Below are 15,528 nucleotides of genomic sequence, written 5' to 3'. Positions count from 1 at the left end.
TCAGTTGATTGCGTCTAGCAGTCTTTCGTTATGCTCATTCAGGCTATCCGAGATGATGGCGTACCATTCCCCGGTTTCACGCATTTCGTTGAGGCCCTTGTTCATCAGGGCAAGGTATCTTTGACCCTGAGGATTGGACCGGTGAGTGATGAAGCGAAGGGACGACAGCGTCGAGACATAGGGGTTCTCGACCAGGTCGTTGGCATTCAGGCCCATTTCGCTCATGGCGTCTGCGAACAGCTGCAATTCGAACGTTGCGATGTCAGCCGTTCCGGTGATGACCGCATCCAAACATTCCCGTGCGGTGGCGGGCTGCACAACCGTCATGGTATCGTCGCGCAGCAAACCTTCTTGCTCCAGATCGTGCAGAGGCCAGCCTTCCATACGGCAGATCGTGGCGCCGTGCAGGTCGTCAAAGCTGGTGGCTCCGGCGTATTTACCCTCGGGCACGCTGTAGAAGCCGAACACGATGTCGTAGACCGGCGCCGAAGCGTGGAACTGGGTGCAGCGAACCTCGGTCTCCCATGACCATTCATAGCTGCGGTTGGTGCAGTCGGGGATGTTCCAGGCCATCGACACATCGAAGGCACCCAGCGGCAGTAGGGTTTCGATATGCGAGTTCCAGTCATCCACGAAACTGATCGAGAATTGCTCATTATTGCCACCACGCTGCAGCGTTGTGGTGCCCAGACGGGTGATGAACCCGCCACCGTTCAAGGTTTCATCCGCGAACGGAGCCCAGCCATTGCCGGTCACCAGCTTAATCGGCCGTTTGAACGCACTGCTCTGCGCAGAATTTGCAAAACGTTCCTGCTGTGCCGCGATGATGTCGCTGGCGCTCTGACCGTTTGGCAGGTTGCCGTCCTCACAAGGCAGGACCAGAGACAGCCCGGGATCGAGCGCGTTGGGGTTGCTAATCGCATCGCGGTTCGCGTTGAAGATGGGCTGGTAGTTGGACGTGCCATACGCGGTCAAAGCGATGGACGCCATGGTATCGCCGTCCTGTACGGTATAATTCGTACAGGCTTGTTGGGCGGCAGCGGCTCCGGCACTGACCGTCAATACGGCAGCGGTTGTCAACGCAACATTATGGAGCGTGAAGTTGGGCATTCGGTGTTTTCTCCAGATAAAATTTGAGATGGCTTTTCAGTTTTTTCAGCCGTTTTCCATTTGATAGCGAAGAGCGGATGAGACGATGTCTCGCCATTCGCCGGATTGCTGCATGATCGCCAGACCCTTGTTGAGCGTTTCCAGAATCGCTTCTCCGTCCGGGTTGTCCTTGTGCGTCATGACATTCAGCGACTTGATCGCCGCCAAATTCGGGTTCTCGACAATGCGGTGTTCGTAGCCAAGACGACCGATGGCTCCGTCGGCAAGGTGCGCTTCGATTGCGACAATGTCGGCCTCGCCCGTCATCACGGCTTCAAAGCACTCGTCCGGCGATTCCGGGCGCAGCAAGGTGATGATCGGCTCGTACAGACTGACCGCATCCATATGTGACAGCGACCAACCTTCGGGGCGGCAGATCGTCGTGCCGGCGAAATCAGCGTAGCTGAGCGCTTCGACATAGCTTGTGCCTTCGCGGGCGAAGAACGTGTCGACCACTTCGTAGAACGGGTTCGAGAAGTTGTAGGTCTCACAGCGGTTGCGGTCGTTTTCGGACAGCGCCGCAGGTTCTTCGCAATTCGGACGCGACCAGGGGAACGTGCCATCGAACGCAAGTGTCGGCATCAGCAGATCCAGATGCGAATTCCAGTCGTTGACGAACTGAATCTTGTAGGCCTGCTCGGGCGCGGCGCGCAGCATCGCGGTTTCCACCAGATGTGTATAGAGGCCACGGTGCGGCAGTGCTTCGTCCGTGAAGGGCTGATAGTCACCGCCGGTGATCAATAGCACCTGACGGTCACGCACTTCGGGGCGTTCGCCCGTACCGGCGTCGCGGATCAGGGCGGCGCCTTCGGCGCGTGCGGCCTCGATTTCCTCACGCGCGGCGGCCTTTGCTTCAACCACGGCCTGTTCACTAACCTGCTTGACCTCGGCTTCGGCGGCGGCCACACGGGCTTCGGCCTCGGCGATTGCCTGTTCTGCACGCTCTTCGGCAGCTTTGACCAGCTCGGCAGCCATTTCGGCGGCCAGACGTTCGGCCTCGGTGTCAGCCAGAACCGGAGTGCGACCGATATCTTCAAGGCAAGGCATTTCCAGCACGTCACCGACCCGAATGATGTTCGGATTGGATCCAATCACATCGCGGTTGGCGTCAAAAATGATGCGGAAATCTTCCGTCGCATAGACCTGAATCGCCAGCTCTCTCAGACTGTCGCCGCGCTGAATCTCGTAGCTCGAGCACGCCTCTTGCGCCGATGCTGCACCTGTAGCCGCCGCCAGGGCCAGGCTCGATATGATCAATGTGTTTTTCATGGGTCCCGTTGCTTTGCCTTATTATTGTTTCGCAAGTTTCACGACTGCGATTGAGAGGTTGTCTTGATCAGGGTTGTTCTTCGCCAGCACCGCCTGCTGCAGCGCTTCCGCGATTTCTTGCGCCAATGCCTGAGAATGGCTACCTACGACCACCTGCAGCTCGTCATCGGTCAGGGTTTGCAGGCCGTCACTGCCGAGGATGAGGATATCCGCAGACGTCACTGCCAGCGGATCTTCCGGGCAATCCACTTTTGGAATTGCACCCCCCATGATGACCGAGGTCAGCTGATTGCGGTCCGGATGAGACCGCGCCTGCGCTTCGGTCAGCGTACCGTCGGCAACCTGCGCGTCGATCATTGGCGCCATCGAGTGGTCTTCGTTGATCTGCATCAGCGCGCCGTCCCGAAACAGGTAGAGTGGGCTGTCGCCAATCGAAATCCAGAACAGACGCTGCCCCAACAGCAAGGTGCCCAGCAAGGTGGACCCCATGTTGCAGCCTTCGCCCTGTTCTTCATTGCGGTTCGAAATCAATGCGTTGGCCTGCATAGCCGCCAATGGCAATGCATCTATCGCCGCGCGTTCCGACAGGGTGTCGCTTTCCAGCTCGGCGTCCAGCGCCTCGCGCCAAGCGGCGACGACAAGGCTTGAGGCGACCTCACCGGCCTCATGCCCGCCCATACCGTCGGCAATCACCACATAGCCTGCATCCGCCGCGTCGAACATACGCGCAGCGATAGCATCCTCCTGCGTGTCCCGCTGACCCTGGTTCAGGATCAGCGCAACGTCATATGCCGGAGTCGCGAGCATCTATCAGGAATCCCGCCAATCAAAACCTTCGTCACAGAAGGCCATGAAACGGATCGAGGTTTCGCTGATGCGGATCAGGTCGCCATTGGACAGCGCCACTGTGCTGAGAACCGGCTTGCCATTTAGGCGCACCAGATTGGCCTTGCCGCCGTGGCCCAGATAGCATTTGCGATCTTCTGGGTCATAAGCAATCACGGCGTGGTTGCTGCGCGAGATGCCAGTGTCGCCGAAATCCAGCTGGATGGCCTGATCATCATTGCGTCCGATCTGCATCAGACCTTCGGTTAGGGTGATGCTGGACCCACGGCCGGGGCCTTGGGTGACAACCAGCCAACCCACCGGGAAGGTCTCTTGCGCGGCTTCAGTCTTGGCCACCGGCTCGGCGGTTTCGATCAGGTCCTGAACGTGGGTATCTGCGCGTTCAAAACCCAGGAAAGTGGTCTTCACACGCGAACGGCGGTCCTCGGCTGGGGCCGGAGTCGGCGCTGGAGCCGGTGTTGGCGCAACCGCTGCGGCCTGCACTTCGGGTTCGGGCTGCGGTTCAGGCTGCGGTTCGGCGGCTTCCGCCACCGGTTCCTGAACTTCGGTCTCAGGCTCGACCTGAGCGGGGGTTGCTTCCAGAGTAGGCTCGACCGCGACCGGTTCGATCGCTTCGGGCTCTGCCACTTCGACCTCATCCTGAACCGGCGCTTCGACCCGCTCGTCTTCGGACAGATGTAGGGTCACGATCTGCTCATCGGCTTCCGGCTCGTCAATCGCTACTTCCTCGGCCAGCTCTTCGGTCATCGGAGCCTCTTCTGCGAAGATCGACGTCTCTTCCTCGGTGTCCTCGGCCACGTCTTCGGCATCCGAAAACTCAGGCATCTCGCCTTCGGCGGTCAGCTCATCCTCTTCGTCATAAGTTTCTTCATACGCCTCAGAGGCCAGATTGCCGCCGCCCAGCGCCGCGCGCAGCGCGTTAAAATCCGCAATCGGTTCGGGCTTTTCCTCGGTCGGGGCTGCTGCCTCAGTCGTTTCTTCTTCTTTGGCTTTGCCGGCACCTTCTAGAAGCCGGCTGAGAGGGCTTTTGTATTTGAACATGGTGTCGACACCTTCAACTTGTTGGCACGCAATTCTGTGCCGTTTCGATACCCGCACCGCGACTGTCCGCGCTGCGGTCTTCAATCTTGAAACCAGGAAACTTTCTACCTTTCTGCGCCGGGCCGGATCCCGTCAGGGTGACTGTCTTTCGGGGCCACCCTCAGCAAACACACGCTGGCAGACTACGTTCGAACCGGTCTGATCACTCCTGCGCAAGGGGCATGGTTGCGTTGGCATCTGCATCGTTGCGCGATACCGCAAACTGCGCCTGAGGCTGTTCGTCTGAGACCAGTTGCGCCAACACCGCATCGAGGCTTTCCGGCCCTTCGAATGCAAGCCCTGTTTCGGCCTCGCTTACCAGCACATCCCCTGTTTGCAAGCTGCCCGACGCGCCCTCGGGCACCTCTGTCACAACTGTCTGCCAGCCACCGACCCCATTGCCGTTGACGCTAAAGCCGTAGCCGTTTTCCAAACCAATCGTGCGGAATGCAGGCAGCGCCAGCAATCCGTTCTGCGCCCGCGTCTCCCCCAGAGGACGGTAGCGCGCAGCCACGCGCAGATACCCGTCGGGATCCACCTGCAGGTTCTCAAGCACCTGAGCCGCAAAGGACGCATCGTCGCGCACCGGCTTGCCGTTCAAGGTAAAGATGGTGGCTCCGCGCTGAACCCAATCGCCGATCACCGACATATCCTGATTGGCATCCACGCCCGTGATCGAGAACATATTGCCGGTCGAGGCGCGACGGCGGGACGTATCAAACGGAATCTCAACATCCCAATGCGAGAACGCCACCTGGGCCTCGGCCAGATTGACCGGAGCTGCCGGAGCCTCGACCTCAGGCGCGGTCACTTCGGGCGCGGCTGCCGTTGCTTCGGGTGCGGCTGCGGTTTCTTCGTTCGCGACTGCTGTTTCTTCGGGCGCAGCAGCTGCGGTTTCTTCAGGCGTTGCTTCTTCGGTCACCGTTTCTGCGGGGGTTGCTTCTGTGGCAACCGTCTCCGCAGTTTCAACCGGCTCCTGCTCGACAGGCTGCACTGCAGCGCTGACTTGTTCCAGTTCCTGTGAAGGCTCTTCGGTTTGGGCCGTTTCGACCGCCGCTGTTTCGGATTCCACCGCTGCGGTTGCGGGTTGCGCCGCTTCCGTCGCAGGGGTCACCGCCGCCGCTGTCTCGGCCTTGTCCGCATCACCGGACATCATCACATAACCACCTGCGGCCAGAGCAATGGCCACAACAGCCACACCTGCCAATAGCTTGCCATTGCCGCTCGATCCGCTTTTGACAACCGTATCAACAGCAACCGCTGGTTCTTCGCGGGGCGAGAGCTTGGACAGATCCTCTTCAGCCTTGTCCTCATTGCCCATGACAATGTCGGAATTGCCCGCCAACAAAGCGGTCACAACCGCCTCGGCATTTTCGCTTTCGGCCTTGATCCGCGCTTTTTCGGCCTCTTTGTCCTCCCGGTCCATACCAACTATGACCGAGACCGGACGGTAGGCGAATGTATCGAACATCACCCCTGGCCCGCGGAACATGCGCAACCAGTCCAGCGCCGATTGCAGACGGTCGGTGGCGTGAACCTCCATCGCCTTGTCGATCGCCTCCAGGAATCCCTCGGGATAGCCTTCGAATCGACCGGTCAGCGGGGTATAGGGATCTTCCTGACCGTTGTTGAACGCGTTCAGGCGGCTTTGACCATCAATCGGACGCTCACCGCTGATCGCGTGATACAGTGTTGCCGCCAGTACATAGAGGTCGCTGCTGGGGCCTTGCTCGGCACCGCGCACATAGAATTCATGGGGCGAGTAGCCATCCTTGATCACCCGCAGCGTCAACAGCGCCGCCGACTTGTTCGCGGCCTGCTCGCGCGCAGCGCCAAAGTCGATCAGAACCGGATCGCCATTCTCATCGATCAGGATGTTGTCAGGGGAAATGTCCCGGTGCAGCATGCCACTCTGGTGGATGAACGATACCGCAGACAGCATCTTTTCGGTCACCTGCACGATGAAGTCAGGGCCGCTTTCGTTCTCAGGCTTGTCCATGTAGTCCAGCAGGTCGCACCCGCGGATCAGGTCCATGGCGATATAGGCGGTGTTGTTGTCCTCAAACACCTGATGCACATCGACGATGTTTGGATGCACCAGCCGCGCGTGGTTACGCGCTTCCTGGATAAAGAGGTCCACGATCGCGCGCAGGTCTTCGGAGTAGGAGGGATCAGCGGCTTCGACCAGGTCACCATCGCGGCGACAGAGCGCGCCAGGGAAACATTCCTTGATCACCACGTCCCGCTCCAGGCTGTCACGGGCCAGATAGGTGATTCCAAAGCCACCATTGCTGAGATAGCTCAGGATTTCATACTGCCCCCGCAGGAGCTTGGCTCCGGGTTGCAGACCTTCAATTTTTGGTTCGTCGTGCGATGCACCGACAGCCTGGTTATGGCTCATTTCAATCCGCCCGTATTTCTCAAATCGCGGTACAGAAAACTGGGCAATCAGCCCGCGAACTCATAACCAAAAACAACCGCAGGACACTTAAGTCCGGTTAGACGTTTCAAATTTGACTTTATTGGGGCCGCCTCATGGCTTCACTATGGATCGTATTTCCCCTAGATCAACATATAGTGTTGAGTCCATATTGCAATCATATATGTGGTAAAGTCGCATATATAATTTGAAAACTGAACCGACCAAAACACGCGGTTGGTCTACGAATTCGAAACAATAGGGAATCGTTTTGGGCAGGCCTCGAATCGCCGCAGTGCAGCTCAATTCCAAGTGGAGCGCGTCAGGTTCCGGTCTTGGACTGCTCGGTCGCCACGGTGCTGCCAGCCCAAGCCAGGTTGTCGCTCAGCTGCGCCAGAATGCTGATGGCATCACGCAGAGGCGCATCTCCGCTTTCGAATTGCAGCAGCAGTAGAAGGTCGGTGGCCTTTTCGAACTCACCGGGAATCCAGTCCGCTTCGGGGTCGATCTCGCCACCCTGTTCCAGACGTTCGGCAAAGTCCTCGACGATTTCCTGACAGCTTTGCAGGAACGCGGCCGGTTCGATATCCGAGGATTCACGCAGGTCCTCATAAATGCTGGCAATCGCGGCCAGCCAGTCTTCGAGGATCGGGTTGTTCAACGGTGGCAGGGCCGATCCGAGCGCAGCTTGAACCGAGGGGCTTTCGGTCTCCGGCTCTGGCTCGGGGCCAGCGAGAGTTTCCAGAAACGGCTGGAACAGCTCGGTAATGTCTTTGCGGGCTGCGTTCAGGTCATGCATCCGACGCGCGGAAGCCGCCTCGAGCACCTTCTCGGCCAGATTCTGACCGCCGCAGTTTTCCCACAGATCAAAATCTGGTTCAGGCTCTTGCGCCATAGCTTTCACAGCGACAGGCGTACCGATTGGAACCACGGCGTTGAAAAGGCCTGTTTTTTCCTTGTTCAACCGGGCAAGCACGCGGTCCAGAGCATCCCGGACGTGAGGCAAATCGGTATGCGTTACGGCCAGCAGACTGTTGTCGCGCAATTCCTGCGGGACCTGTGCCCAAAGATGACGCTCGGTCTCGCGCCAGGCGTTTGTGCCATTTGTACACCAGATGGCGCAGTCTACGAAGCGCAACAGGTCGAGCGTTGGCTTGTAGGTTTCATCCAACGCGCCCGAGCCGGGCAGGTCGAACAGAGAGATCTCGCGCAGCGCGGGCGTGTTCAACCCGACGGAGATGAAGTCCGGCTTATCCTCGGCCGCCTTCTCAAGCACGATCCCTGAGTAAGTCTTGGGCTCCTTGTCCCACCAGCCGACGGTGGTTTCCGGTGCGTCCGCATAGGCGACGATCACGAGGGGCAGCTTCAGATGCTGCGGGCCGGTGGGCAGGATATCTGCCCCGGCCAGCATATTGGCAAGGCTTGATTTGCCCGCGCCGAATTCCCCGGCAAAACCGATATTGACTGCGTTGGACAGACGCTCGGCATGGGCCAAAGCCTTCGCGCGCATATCCTCCAGCGCCGAATCCATTGGCAGGGATTCGGTTGCGTTCAGAAAGCGTTCAAGCTGCCTGACGTCCTGTTCGGTTCCGGGAAATTCGATCATTCCGCTGCCTTTGCTTGTCCTTCATCCGCGCGCACCGGGCCGAACACAATTTCCAGTTCATCGGCGATGCGACGGGCCCGATCGAACGCATCCTGCGCTTCGGCCTGAGCATTAGTTTCACCCGAACCGGTCCGGTGTTCAAGATAGCCGCCCAACAGCGCCACATAGTGGTCCAGAACCGTTTTCAGCCGCTCCATCATGTTTTCACGCGCCGTGTCGATCAGATCATCCCCGATCAGTTCGAATTCCTGCACGATCATCCGCTCTGCGCGCGTGACGACGCTTTTGCGCGAAATCAGGCGCGACAGCCAGTTCACCCGCAACTCCACCGTAATACCGCGGGTCAGGGCCGTCGTGTCCGGACGGAACCACCGCACCGCGCTGGTGTTCATGCGGTTGTCGACGGGATCCTGCCATCCGGACAAGGCGCGCAGGGCCGCGTTGGCCTGCATGTCGATCGCGTAAAGCTCGCTCAGCATGCGCTGGCGGACGACCTGCGTGGCCCCCTGGATCAACTCGCGCATCCGGTCGCGCAGAGGGGTAAAGTTCAGCTCGGTCTCAGCACCTTTGGCCAGCAGAGGTGAATTGCCATCCGGACCACGCACCACGGCCGAGACCGCCTCGGCCACCGTGTCATCCATGACACCGCGCAGATTGGCCAGCACGTCGTCCATGTCGCGCGTCATCACCTCGGTCTTCTCGGCGACGAGCGCCCTGAGTTCGCCAAGCGTCTTGTTGTTTTCATCCAGATCGACTGTGGCCGAGCCATCCTCGGACTCCAGCGCGCGCAGCTCGGCCTGCGACCGCTCCAACTCGCCCTGCGCGAAGCTATTCAAATGCTGCCACGCCATCCGCAGCTGTTCGCTGCGCGGTCCGTCGGCCAAGGCCTGCGTCACATGCCGCCGCAAGTCTGGAAGGCCTGACGCGATCATGGCAGCAAAGCGCAGCACGCCTTCGCGGCTGATTGGGCCGGGACCTTGCTTGATCTCTTCCACACCGTCCAGATACTGCTTCATCTGCTCGGGATGGGCGCGCAGCCAGGCCAGAACGTCATCGTGATTGACGCCGGTCTCATCCCCGGTCAGCGCATAATGTGCCCATTGGGCACTGCCCATCAGCACGTCAATGTCGGAGTTCCCCAGCGCTTGCTCCAGACCGTCCAGAACATCGCTGCGCACCTTGCCGGCATCCTCGGCCCCGCCGCCCAGCTCATCCACGCGGTTGATGAAGACGACGATCTGGCCCAGTTCTAACGCCTGCATCAGGCGGAACAGCTTCAGATCAGCACGTGACAAGGCCTGATGCGCGGACAGAACCACCACAAAGAAATCGGATTCCTTGAGGTACTGGCGCGAGATTTCTTCGCGGATCAGCAGCGGGTCGTTGACGCCCGGCGTGTCGGTAACGGTCAGTGGAAACGGGAAATGGCCGATGTCAAAATAGACCTCGGCCTTACGGGTGATATCACTGTAAAGTCCCCGATCCGAGCCGGGATCGTGGGTTTCGCTATCGCTCGGATCATCGCCTGCGCAGACATAGCGGGCCAGATCGTCCGGGTTCAGGTCTTCCAGATCGTGGTGCTGACCCAACAGCTGTTCGTAGCTGTCGCCCAAACGCAGACGGGCTCGGGTTTTCATCGCCTCGACCTGCTCTTCGATCATCTCACGCTTATAGCTGTCCTCTTCATCAGGGAACATGTTGCGCAGCTCTTCACCCTCGGCGATCAAAGCCTGCCACTGGTGATTGTCGAAGAAGTGGAACTCTGCCCCTTCGGTGCGGCCCGAAGGATGGCCGAAATGCATATCGGTGATCACCGTCGTCCACGGGTTCACATCCGAGGGCAGGTATTCGGCCTGCCCCGTGAAGCCGTTGATCAAACGCGATTTTCCTGCCTTGATCTGCCCGACAAAGGCGATCGAAGGCTTTAACCCCGAAAGGTCTCCGACAATGCGCGAGATGAACTGACGGGTTTCGTCATTGCTTGTCTCGTTCATGTCTTCGGCGATGCGAATAAGCTCGCGGCGACTGGTTTCACTCATAACTTTTTACCCTGGTAACAAGAAACACTGGTTTGAATTGATCGAAAATTTGAAGGATCGGGAGGCACTCATGAGTCACCCCCGGAAAGTTTGGTCCACAGGCCCACAACGGCACCCAGCTTGCGCGCGTCATGGACGGCAATAGCGGTCTGGCCTTGATCCTGCACCACCGCCACGGCGGCCCCCTTACCCCCCGAAGGACGCATGACAATCAGTTGAGGTTGCTGCAGCTCGGACTGGCTATCATCGTTCCATCCGGTCAGATCCGCCATGAAACGCGCCAGAAGACCGGCATCCGGGCGCAACGCGGCGTCTCCTTCGAACTGAGGATCACCTCCGTCGATCAGGCCACGCGCCTGCGCGAAACGCTCGGCACTGTCAAAGAACCCCCTCGCGGCAGAGATGGCATCCGTTGTCTGAGGCGCAGGCTCTTCAACATCCGGTACAACCGAAACAATCGGCTCCGCCGGAAGTTCGATCCGGGCGCAGGCCGTTTCGATTTCGCCAAGCGTGACACCGACGTCATCGGCCTCAAGCTCGGCATCGGGTTTCAGCGAGACAAACTCCAGCGGCGCGGGCGCGTCGGCGATGTCCGACACCAGCTGCGCAAGTTTGCCGATCAGCCCTTCGCGTGGTTCGGTTTCAAAATCCGGCACCATACCCGACCGGACGCGGAACACATCGGTCACGCGGGCATTGCTAACCTCGATCGCCAGCACGTCGCCGTTGGCCGCGGTGAACTCCAACCGGCGCGGCAGAACGGTACCGCGAATTGCGCGCAGAACACCCGCTCGGCGCGCAACCGAGGTCTCGCCCTCGACCGTGACGGCGGGCGACAAACGAGCAACCGAGGACCGCCCGATATTGTCGAGCATGTCGAGTATGTTCGTATCCATCATACCGTGACCCCCTCTGGTCCCGTTCAGACTGCGGCCGCAACCGGCCCTAAGCTGAGATGTGATTTTGTCAGCGCCAACCCTACATTCGCGCTGTTGCTGCAGATGTAGCAGACCACATGTTCGGGATATTCCCGGGTCCGCTGGAAAATGATCAACCTTTCGCCGGAAAACACCGCGATTTCCCCAAATCCCGGTGTTTCAGATGTATCCCCGCCTGCTTCACGCAGCATGGCTTCAAAAGCCACCACCCCGCGCCCCTGAAACAGGTTTGCCGCGGCCAAAGCCAGCGTGTCCAGCATGTCCGATGCATCAGGGTCCTTGACGCTGGTGCCCAGCAACATCCCCGTTTCCATGTCGACATACCCGGCTGCAACGCAGTCGGGTATCGTTTCCATCGCCGCGGTCAGAGCAACTTGAATAGACATTTAACCTCTGACCTTCTTTATGTCTTGTCGGCGTCGGCTACAGAACATGCCATTCTGCCCCTCTGTGTTCCCCAGCTTTGGGAATGGACCTGATCGCCTCTTTGGCCTGAGATTCTGCGTGCTCGCGGGCAATCTGGTCGAACTCGGCCAGGAAGGCCAGGAAGGCGCGTTGAAGCCCCTCGGCATCGGTTGGCAGTTCCCCGGCGGCGGCAAGCTCTCGCCACATTGCGGCTGCGCTGGGAAGCTCGCCTGCGGGGATGTCCAGCAGCCCCTCGCTTGAATCTTCCTCAACCTCTTCCGGTTCGGGCTGCGGCATCAACCGCACTTCAACCAGACCGTTGGTTTCGGGCTCCGGTTCAAAGTCATCGTCATCGCTGCCCGACTGTTCCGCCATCAATGCCGTGATCGACGAGACCGAAACCTCAATCCCGCCCGAGTCGGATTGGTCTTCTGTGTCCTCCGTCGGCGCAACCTCGGGTGTGTTGGACAAGGTCTTGTTGAGCGATTCCAGAAGGTCTTCAGATTCCTCAGCCTCAGGCGCTGCCTCAGCCACATCATTTGAGGGCCTGGGTGTTTCATGCTCTTCGGCAAAGACATTCTCATCTTCGTCTTCGTCTTCCGCACCCGAGAATTCGAACACGTCGAGGTCCGCCTCGTTATCAGCGAAAGAGGACAAGTCCAGCGGGTCTTTGGGGTCTTCTCTGAACTGGGCGCGCAGCTGGTCCTCTTCCGTCTCTGCGGGTTGAGGGTCCGGCGTCGGGACCATTTCGGCGCGCAGGCGCTCGGCCTCGTCCGCATTGATCCGCTCCCGCTCCACCTCGTCCGAGCGTCGTTCGACGCGGGACGGGCGCACTGGGAAATTGGTGACCACGCCACTGTCCTGATCTGCCACCTCCGGGGTTTCCGAAGTAACCGGATCCACCAGCTGCAGCGGCGCGACCTCAGCGGTCTCATCCTTGCGCTTGGGCCGGGTCGGGCGCACCAGCGGGCCGTCAGACTGGCTCTTGTCAATTTGGTACCGCGACAGATGGCCGGCGCGGGTGTCCATGATCTGCTCGGTGATCCCGAGGAAGCAGTCGATCATCTTGCCGCCACCGCTGCGCGCCCACATCTCGGGGTCGCCGGTCTTATCGCGCGCGGTAATCGCATCGCGGGCAGAAAACAGGATCGAGCGGTTGAACAGATGCCCCGCTTCGCGGTTGACCCGACGCAGGACTTTTTGCCGGTCCTTCTGGCCCAGTGCGTCCGCGCGCGTAATCAGCAGGATCGAATTGTTCTGCAACCGTTCGGGCAGAGAGACCCATGTCGCACGTTCAGTTTCCCGCCAGGCCTGCGTCGCATGGGTGCACCACAGAACGCCATTGGCCTGTCCAACAGCGCGCTGCCAAACATCGGTCGAGATTTTGGGGTCCGAGATACCAGGCGTGTCGATCAGATCCACCGCCTCAAGAATATCGGCTTCAAGGAAAATCCGAATGAACTGCGCGTCGTTGACACCGACGCTCTCAAGCTGATCCAGCGAGATATCTTCGGTGCTGCCATCATGGCGTTTGACGTAAGCCGAGCGATTGCCATAGCTGAACCAAACCGGTGGGAGTTGGGTTGCGGTGACCTGCGTCGGCAAGGCCTGCTTGCGCAGCAGAAAATTCATAAGCGTTGATTTACCGGCGCTGAACTCGCCCATAAGGGCGAAAACCGGCTTACGGCGCGACCACTGCTCGATACGCTCCCATGCCTTGGGGGTGATGAAACGGTTTTGGATATCTTTTGCCATTTTTCTACTTACGCCGCTTCGTTGCTTAGATCTTTGAGGATGCTGCCCAGAATCTCGTCACGGGATTTCTGCAATTGCAGACCCGCCATCAGCGCCGGATTCTGCCCTGCATCCTTCTCGGCCGTGGCCGAGATATTCAGCAGGGTTTCCTTCTGTTCGCGCAGGAAGTCGGTCAGGACGGCCCGCACGTTTTCAAGCACAGCGGCGACCTGATTTTCTTCGATATCCTTGGTGATCGAGTTCGCCTCTGACGCGATCAGACGGGTGTAATCGGATGCATAAGCTTCGAACCCTTTGCGCCGCTGCCACCAGCGCCGCCACCATGTGCTTTGCAGGTCCAGCGCGATAGTACGACCGATCCCCAGCGGGGGCGGCACACGGGGTACGATCGGGGCTTCGATGTTGAACTCACCCAGATGATTGCCAAGCAGTTTCTGGTAGAGCGCCTCGACATCCGCCGCAGCTGCAGAATAAAGCGCGCCGGCTTCCTTGCGCATCGAACGGGCAAAGCTGAAATACGCCGCTTTTTGCAGCGTCCGCAGACCTGCAGGGTCATACTGCCACGTACCCTGTTCACCATTCTGTTCCAGATGTGAAATCAGAGAGTCCGTGGCCCTTTTGACAAAGCTCGTTTCGGCCGAGTTCAAACGCTCCAGCACCTTGTCGCGTAGCTTGGCGGTCAGGTCAGCGGCCTTTTTGTCATACTCGGCGGAAACAGCGGCAATCGCATCCTCGGGCGACGCGCCGTCAAGATCGCGGACGACGCCCTCACCCCCGGACAGAGTCTTTGCAACCGCTGTGGCGCGAATCTGGCTCGCGATGTTACGCGCCCGGTGGCGCACACGGTCCAGCAATCTGGCCCCTGCCCCTTCGGCGATACGTTCGTTCATTGCCAACAGAAGGTCGGGCAGCCCCGAAAGCGCCCAGATCTTATCCAGTGACGGCGCCTGATCCCCGAACCCTGCAGCGAGGTAGAAGGTGTTCAGGGTCTCGCGCGATTCCTCGCTCAGAATATCCGGGTTGCCGGTCAAGGCCGCCTCGGCCCAGAGGGCGCTGCCGAAGACAACACTCGTGTTGGCGTCGATGTTGTTCTGTTTCAGCGTTTCCTGAATCCGGTCGCGGATCTCGGGCACCTGGTTCACCGGATCAGCCAGCTCATCGATACGGTTCACGAAAAGGACGATCTGACGGTTTTCGAACTGGGCGATGATCCGCATCAACGCCATATCCATCGTGGTCAGCGCCTGGCTTGCGGCCAGCACGACAACACAAACCTCGGACCCGCGCAGGCTGCGCAGCGTGATCTGCTCGCGCACCATGAAGGTATCGTTCACACCGGGCGTATCGCAGAGCTTCAGCGCAATCGGGTATTGCGGGATGTCCATGTAAAGCTCGGCCGATTTGGTTACATCGGCGAACCGCCCGGTCTTGGGGTCGATATCCGGATCGTCCTCATCACCCAGACAAACGTAGCGCTGGATCAGCTCTTCGTCGAAATAGTCGTACTGGTGGCTTTGGCCAAGGATCAGGTCGAAATGCTTGCCAAGGCGCTCTTCTGATTTGGCTTTCATCTCACCGATCTGGCGGCGGATATCGTCCATTTCGTCATCCGCACCGGCGCGGTTGGCCAGCTCACCCAGACGACCGCCGCCCACCAACAGGTTGTCCCATTCTTCCTGCTCGAAGAAAGTGAACTTAGACTTGGTATCACCCGGCGGGCGCGTGTTGATGTTCAGCGTCGTGACCACCGAGGTCCACGGGTTGACGTCAGAAGGCAGCAGCGCAGGACGGCCTGCCAGAATGTTAACGATCGAGGACTTGCCAGCCTTGACCTGCCCCACCATCGTCACGCTCGCGGTGAAGTTCTCCATCCGCGTCTTGAGCGTCGCCAGACGCGCCGAGGAGCGCGCATCCGCCACCTCTGTCAGTTGGTCGATCTGCGATGTCAACGACGTCATCGCCGACGTCATCGGCATCAGAGCTTCGTTGCCCACAGACAAAAGGTGGTCATTGCGCGCCATG

General features: G+C 59.5%; 11 protein-coding genes. All 11 read right to left on the bottom strand.

Annotated elements, in window-relative coordinates:
• The 11 genes from ACR0JF_RS14050 to ACR0JF_RS14000 all read right to left on the bottom strand — a co-directional run bounded on the left by ACR0JF_RS14050 (nucleotide 1) and on the right by ACR0JF_RS14000 (nucleotide 15,527).
• On the bottom strand, nucleotides 1-1,110 hold the full coding sequence (locus ACR0JF_RS14050) for a LysM peptidoglycan-binding domain-containing protein (RefSeq protein ID WP_170375715.1): 1,110 nt from the start codon (nucleotides 1,108-1,110) through the stop codon (nucleotides 1-3).
• Nucleotides 1,111-1,155: 45 nt separating this feature from the next.
• Complete coding sequence (locus ACR0JF_RS14045) at nucleotides 1,156-2,418, bottom strand: transporter substrate-binding domain-containing protein (RefSeq protein WP_170661622.1); 1,263 nt, start codon at nucleotides 2,416-2,418, stop codon at nucleotides 1,156-1,158.
• A gap of 21 nt (nucleotides 2,419-2,439) precedes the next feature.
• Nucleotides 2,440-3,225: a protein phosphatase 2C domain-containing protein gene (locus tag ACR0JF_RS14040; RefSeq protein ID WP_170661624.1), complete on the bottom strand. Its 786-nt coding sequence runs from the start codon at nucleotides 3,223-3,225 to the stop codon at nucleotides 2,440-2,442.
• A 3-nt stretch (nucleotides 3,226-3,228) separates the two neighbouring features.
• Nucleotides 3,229-4,305, bottom strand: coding sequence for an FHA domain-containing protein (locus ACR0JF_RS14035; protein ID WP_170661626.1), 1,077 nt, complete (start codon nucleotides 4,303-4,305; stop codon nucleotides 3,229-3,231).
• Nucleotides 4,306-4,507: 202 nt separating this feature from the next.
• Complete coding sequence (locus tag ACR0JF_RS14030) at nucleotides 4,508-6,745, bottom strand: serine/threonine protein kinase (RefSeq protein WP_170661628.1); 2,238 nt, start codon at nucleotides 6,743-6,745, stop codon at nucleotides 4,508-4,510.
• A gap of 340 nt (nucleotides 6,746-7,085) precedes the next feature.
• Entirely contained in the window at nucleotides 7,086-8,369 is a 1,284-nt protein-coding gene (locus tag ACR0JF_RS14025) for a dynamin family protein (protein WP_170661630.1), read from the bottom strand.
• Nucleotides 8,366-10,408, bottom strand: a complete 2,043-nt coding sequence (locus ACR0JF_RS14020; RefSeq protein WP_170661633.1) for a dynamin family protein — start codon at nucleotides 10,406-10,408, stop codon at nucleotides 8,366-8,368. The genes ACR0JF_RS14025 and ACR0JF_RS14020 overlap by 4 nt, the downstream gene beginning before the upstream one ends.
• 68 nt (nucleotides 10,409-10,476) lie before the next feature.
• Nucleotides 10,477-11,307, bottom strand: a complete 831-nt coding sequence (locus ACR0JF_RS14015; protein WP_170661635.1) for a hypothetical protein — start codon at nucleotides 11,305-11,307, stop codon at nucleotides 10,477-10,479.
• Between the two features lie 23 nt (nucleotides 11,308-11,330).
• Nucleotides 11,331-11,732 carry a hypothetical protein gene (locus tag ACR0JF_RS14010; RefSeq protein WP_170661637.1) on the bottom strand — a complete coding sequence of 134 codons (402 nt, stop codon included), beginning with the start codon at nucleotides 11,730-11,732 and terminating at the stop codon, nucleotides 11,331-11,333.
• A 37-nt stretch (nucleotides 11,733-11,769) separates the two neighbouring features.
• Complete coding sequence (locus tag ACR0JF_RS14005; protein WP_170661639.1) at nucleotides 11,770-13,506, bottom strand: dynamin family protein; 1,737 nt, start codon at nucleotides 13,504-13,506, stop codon at nucleotides 11,770-11,772.
• Between the two features lie 8 nt (nucleotides 13,507-13,514).
• A complete protein-coding gene (locus ACR0JF_RS14000) occupies nucleotides 13,515-15,527 on the bottom strand; it encodes a dynamin family protein (protein WP_170661642.1) in 2,013 nt (670 codons plus the stop codon).
• Nucleotide 15,528 lies beyond the last annotated feature (1 nt).

Source organism: Ruegeria sp. BG11, from assembly GCF_056538565.1.
Note: the sequence above shows the minus strand (reverse complement) of the source record. Positions and strands in the feature narration are given on the sequence as shown.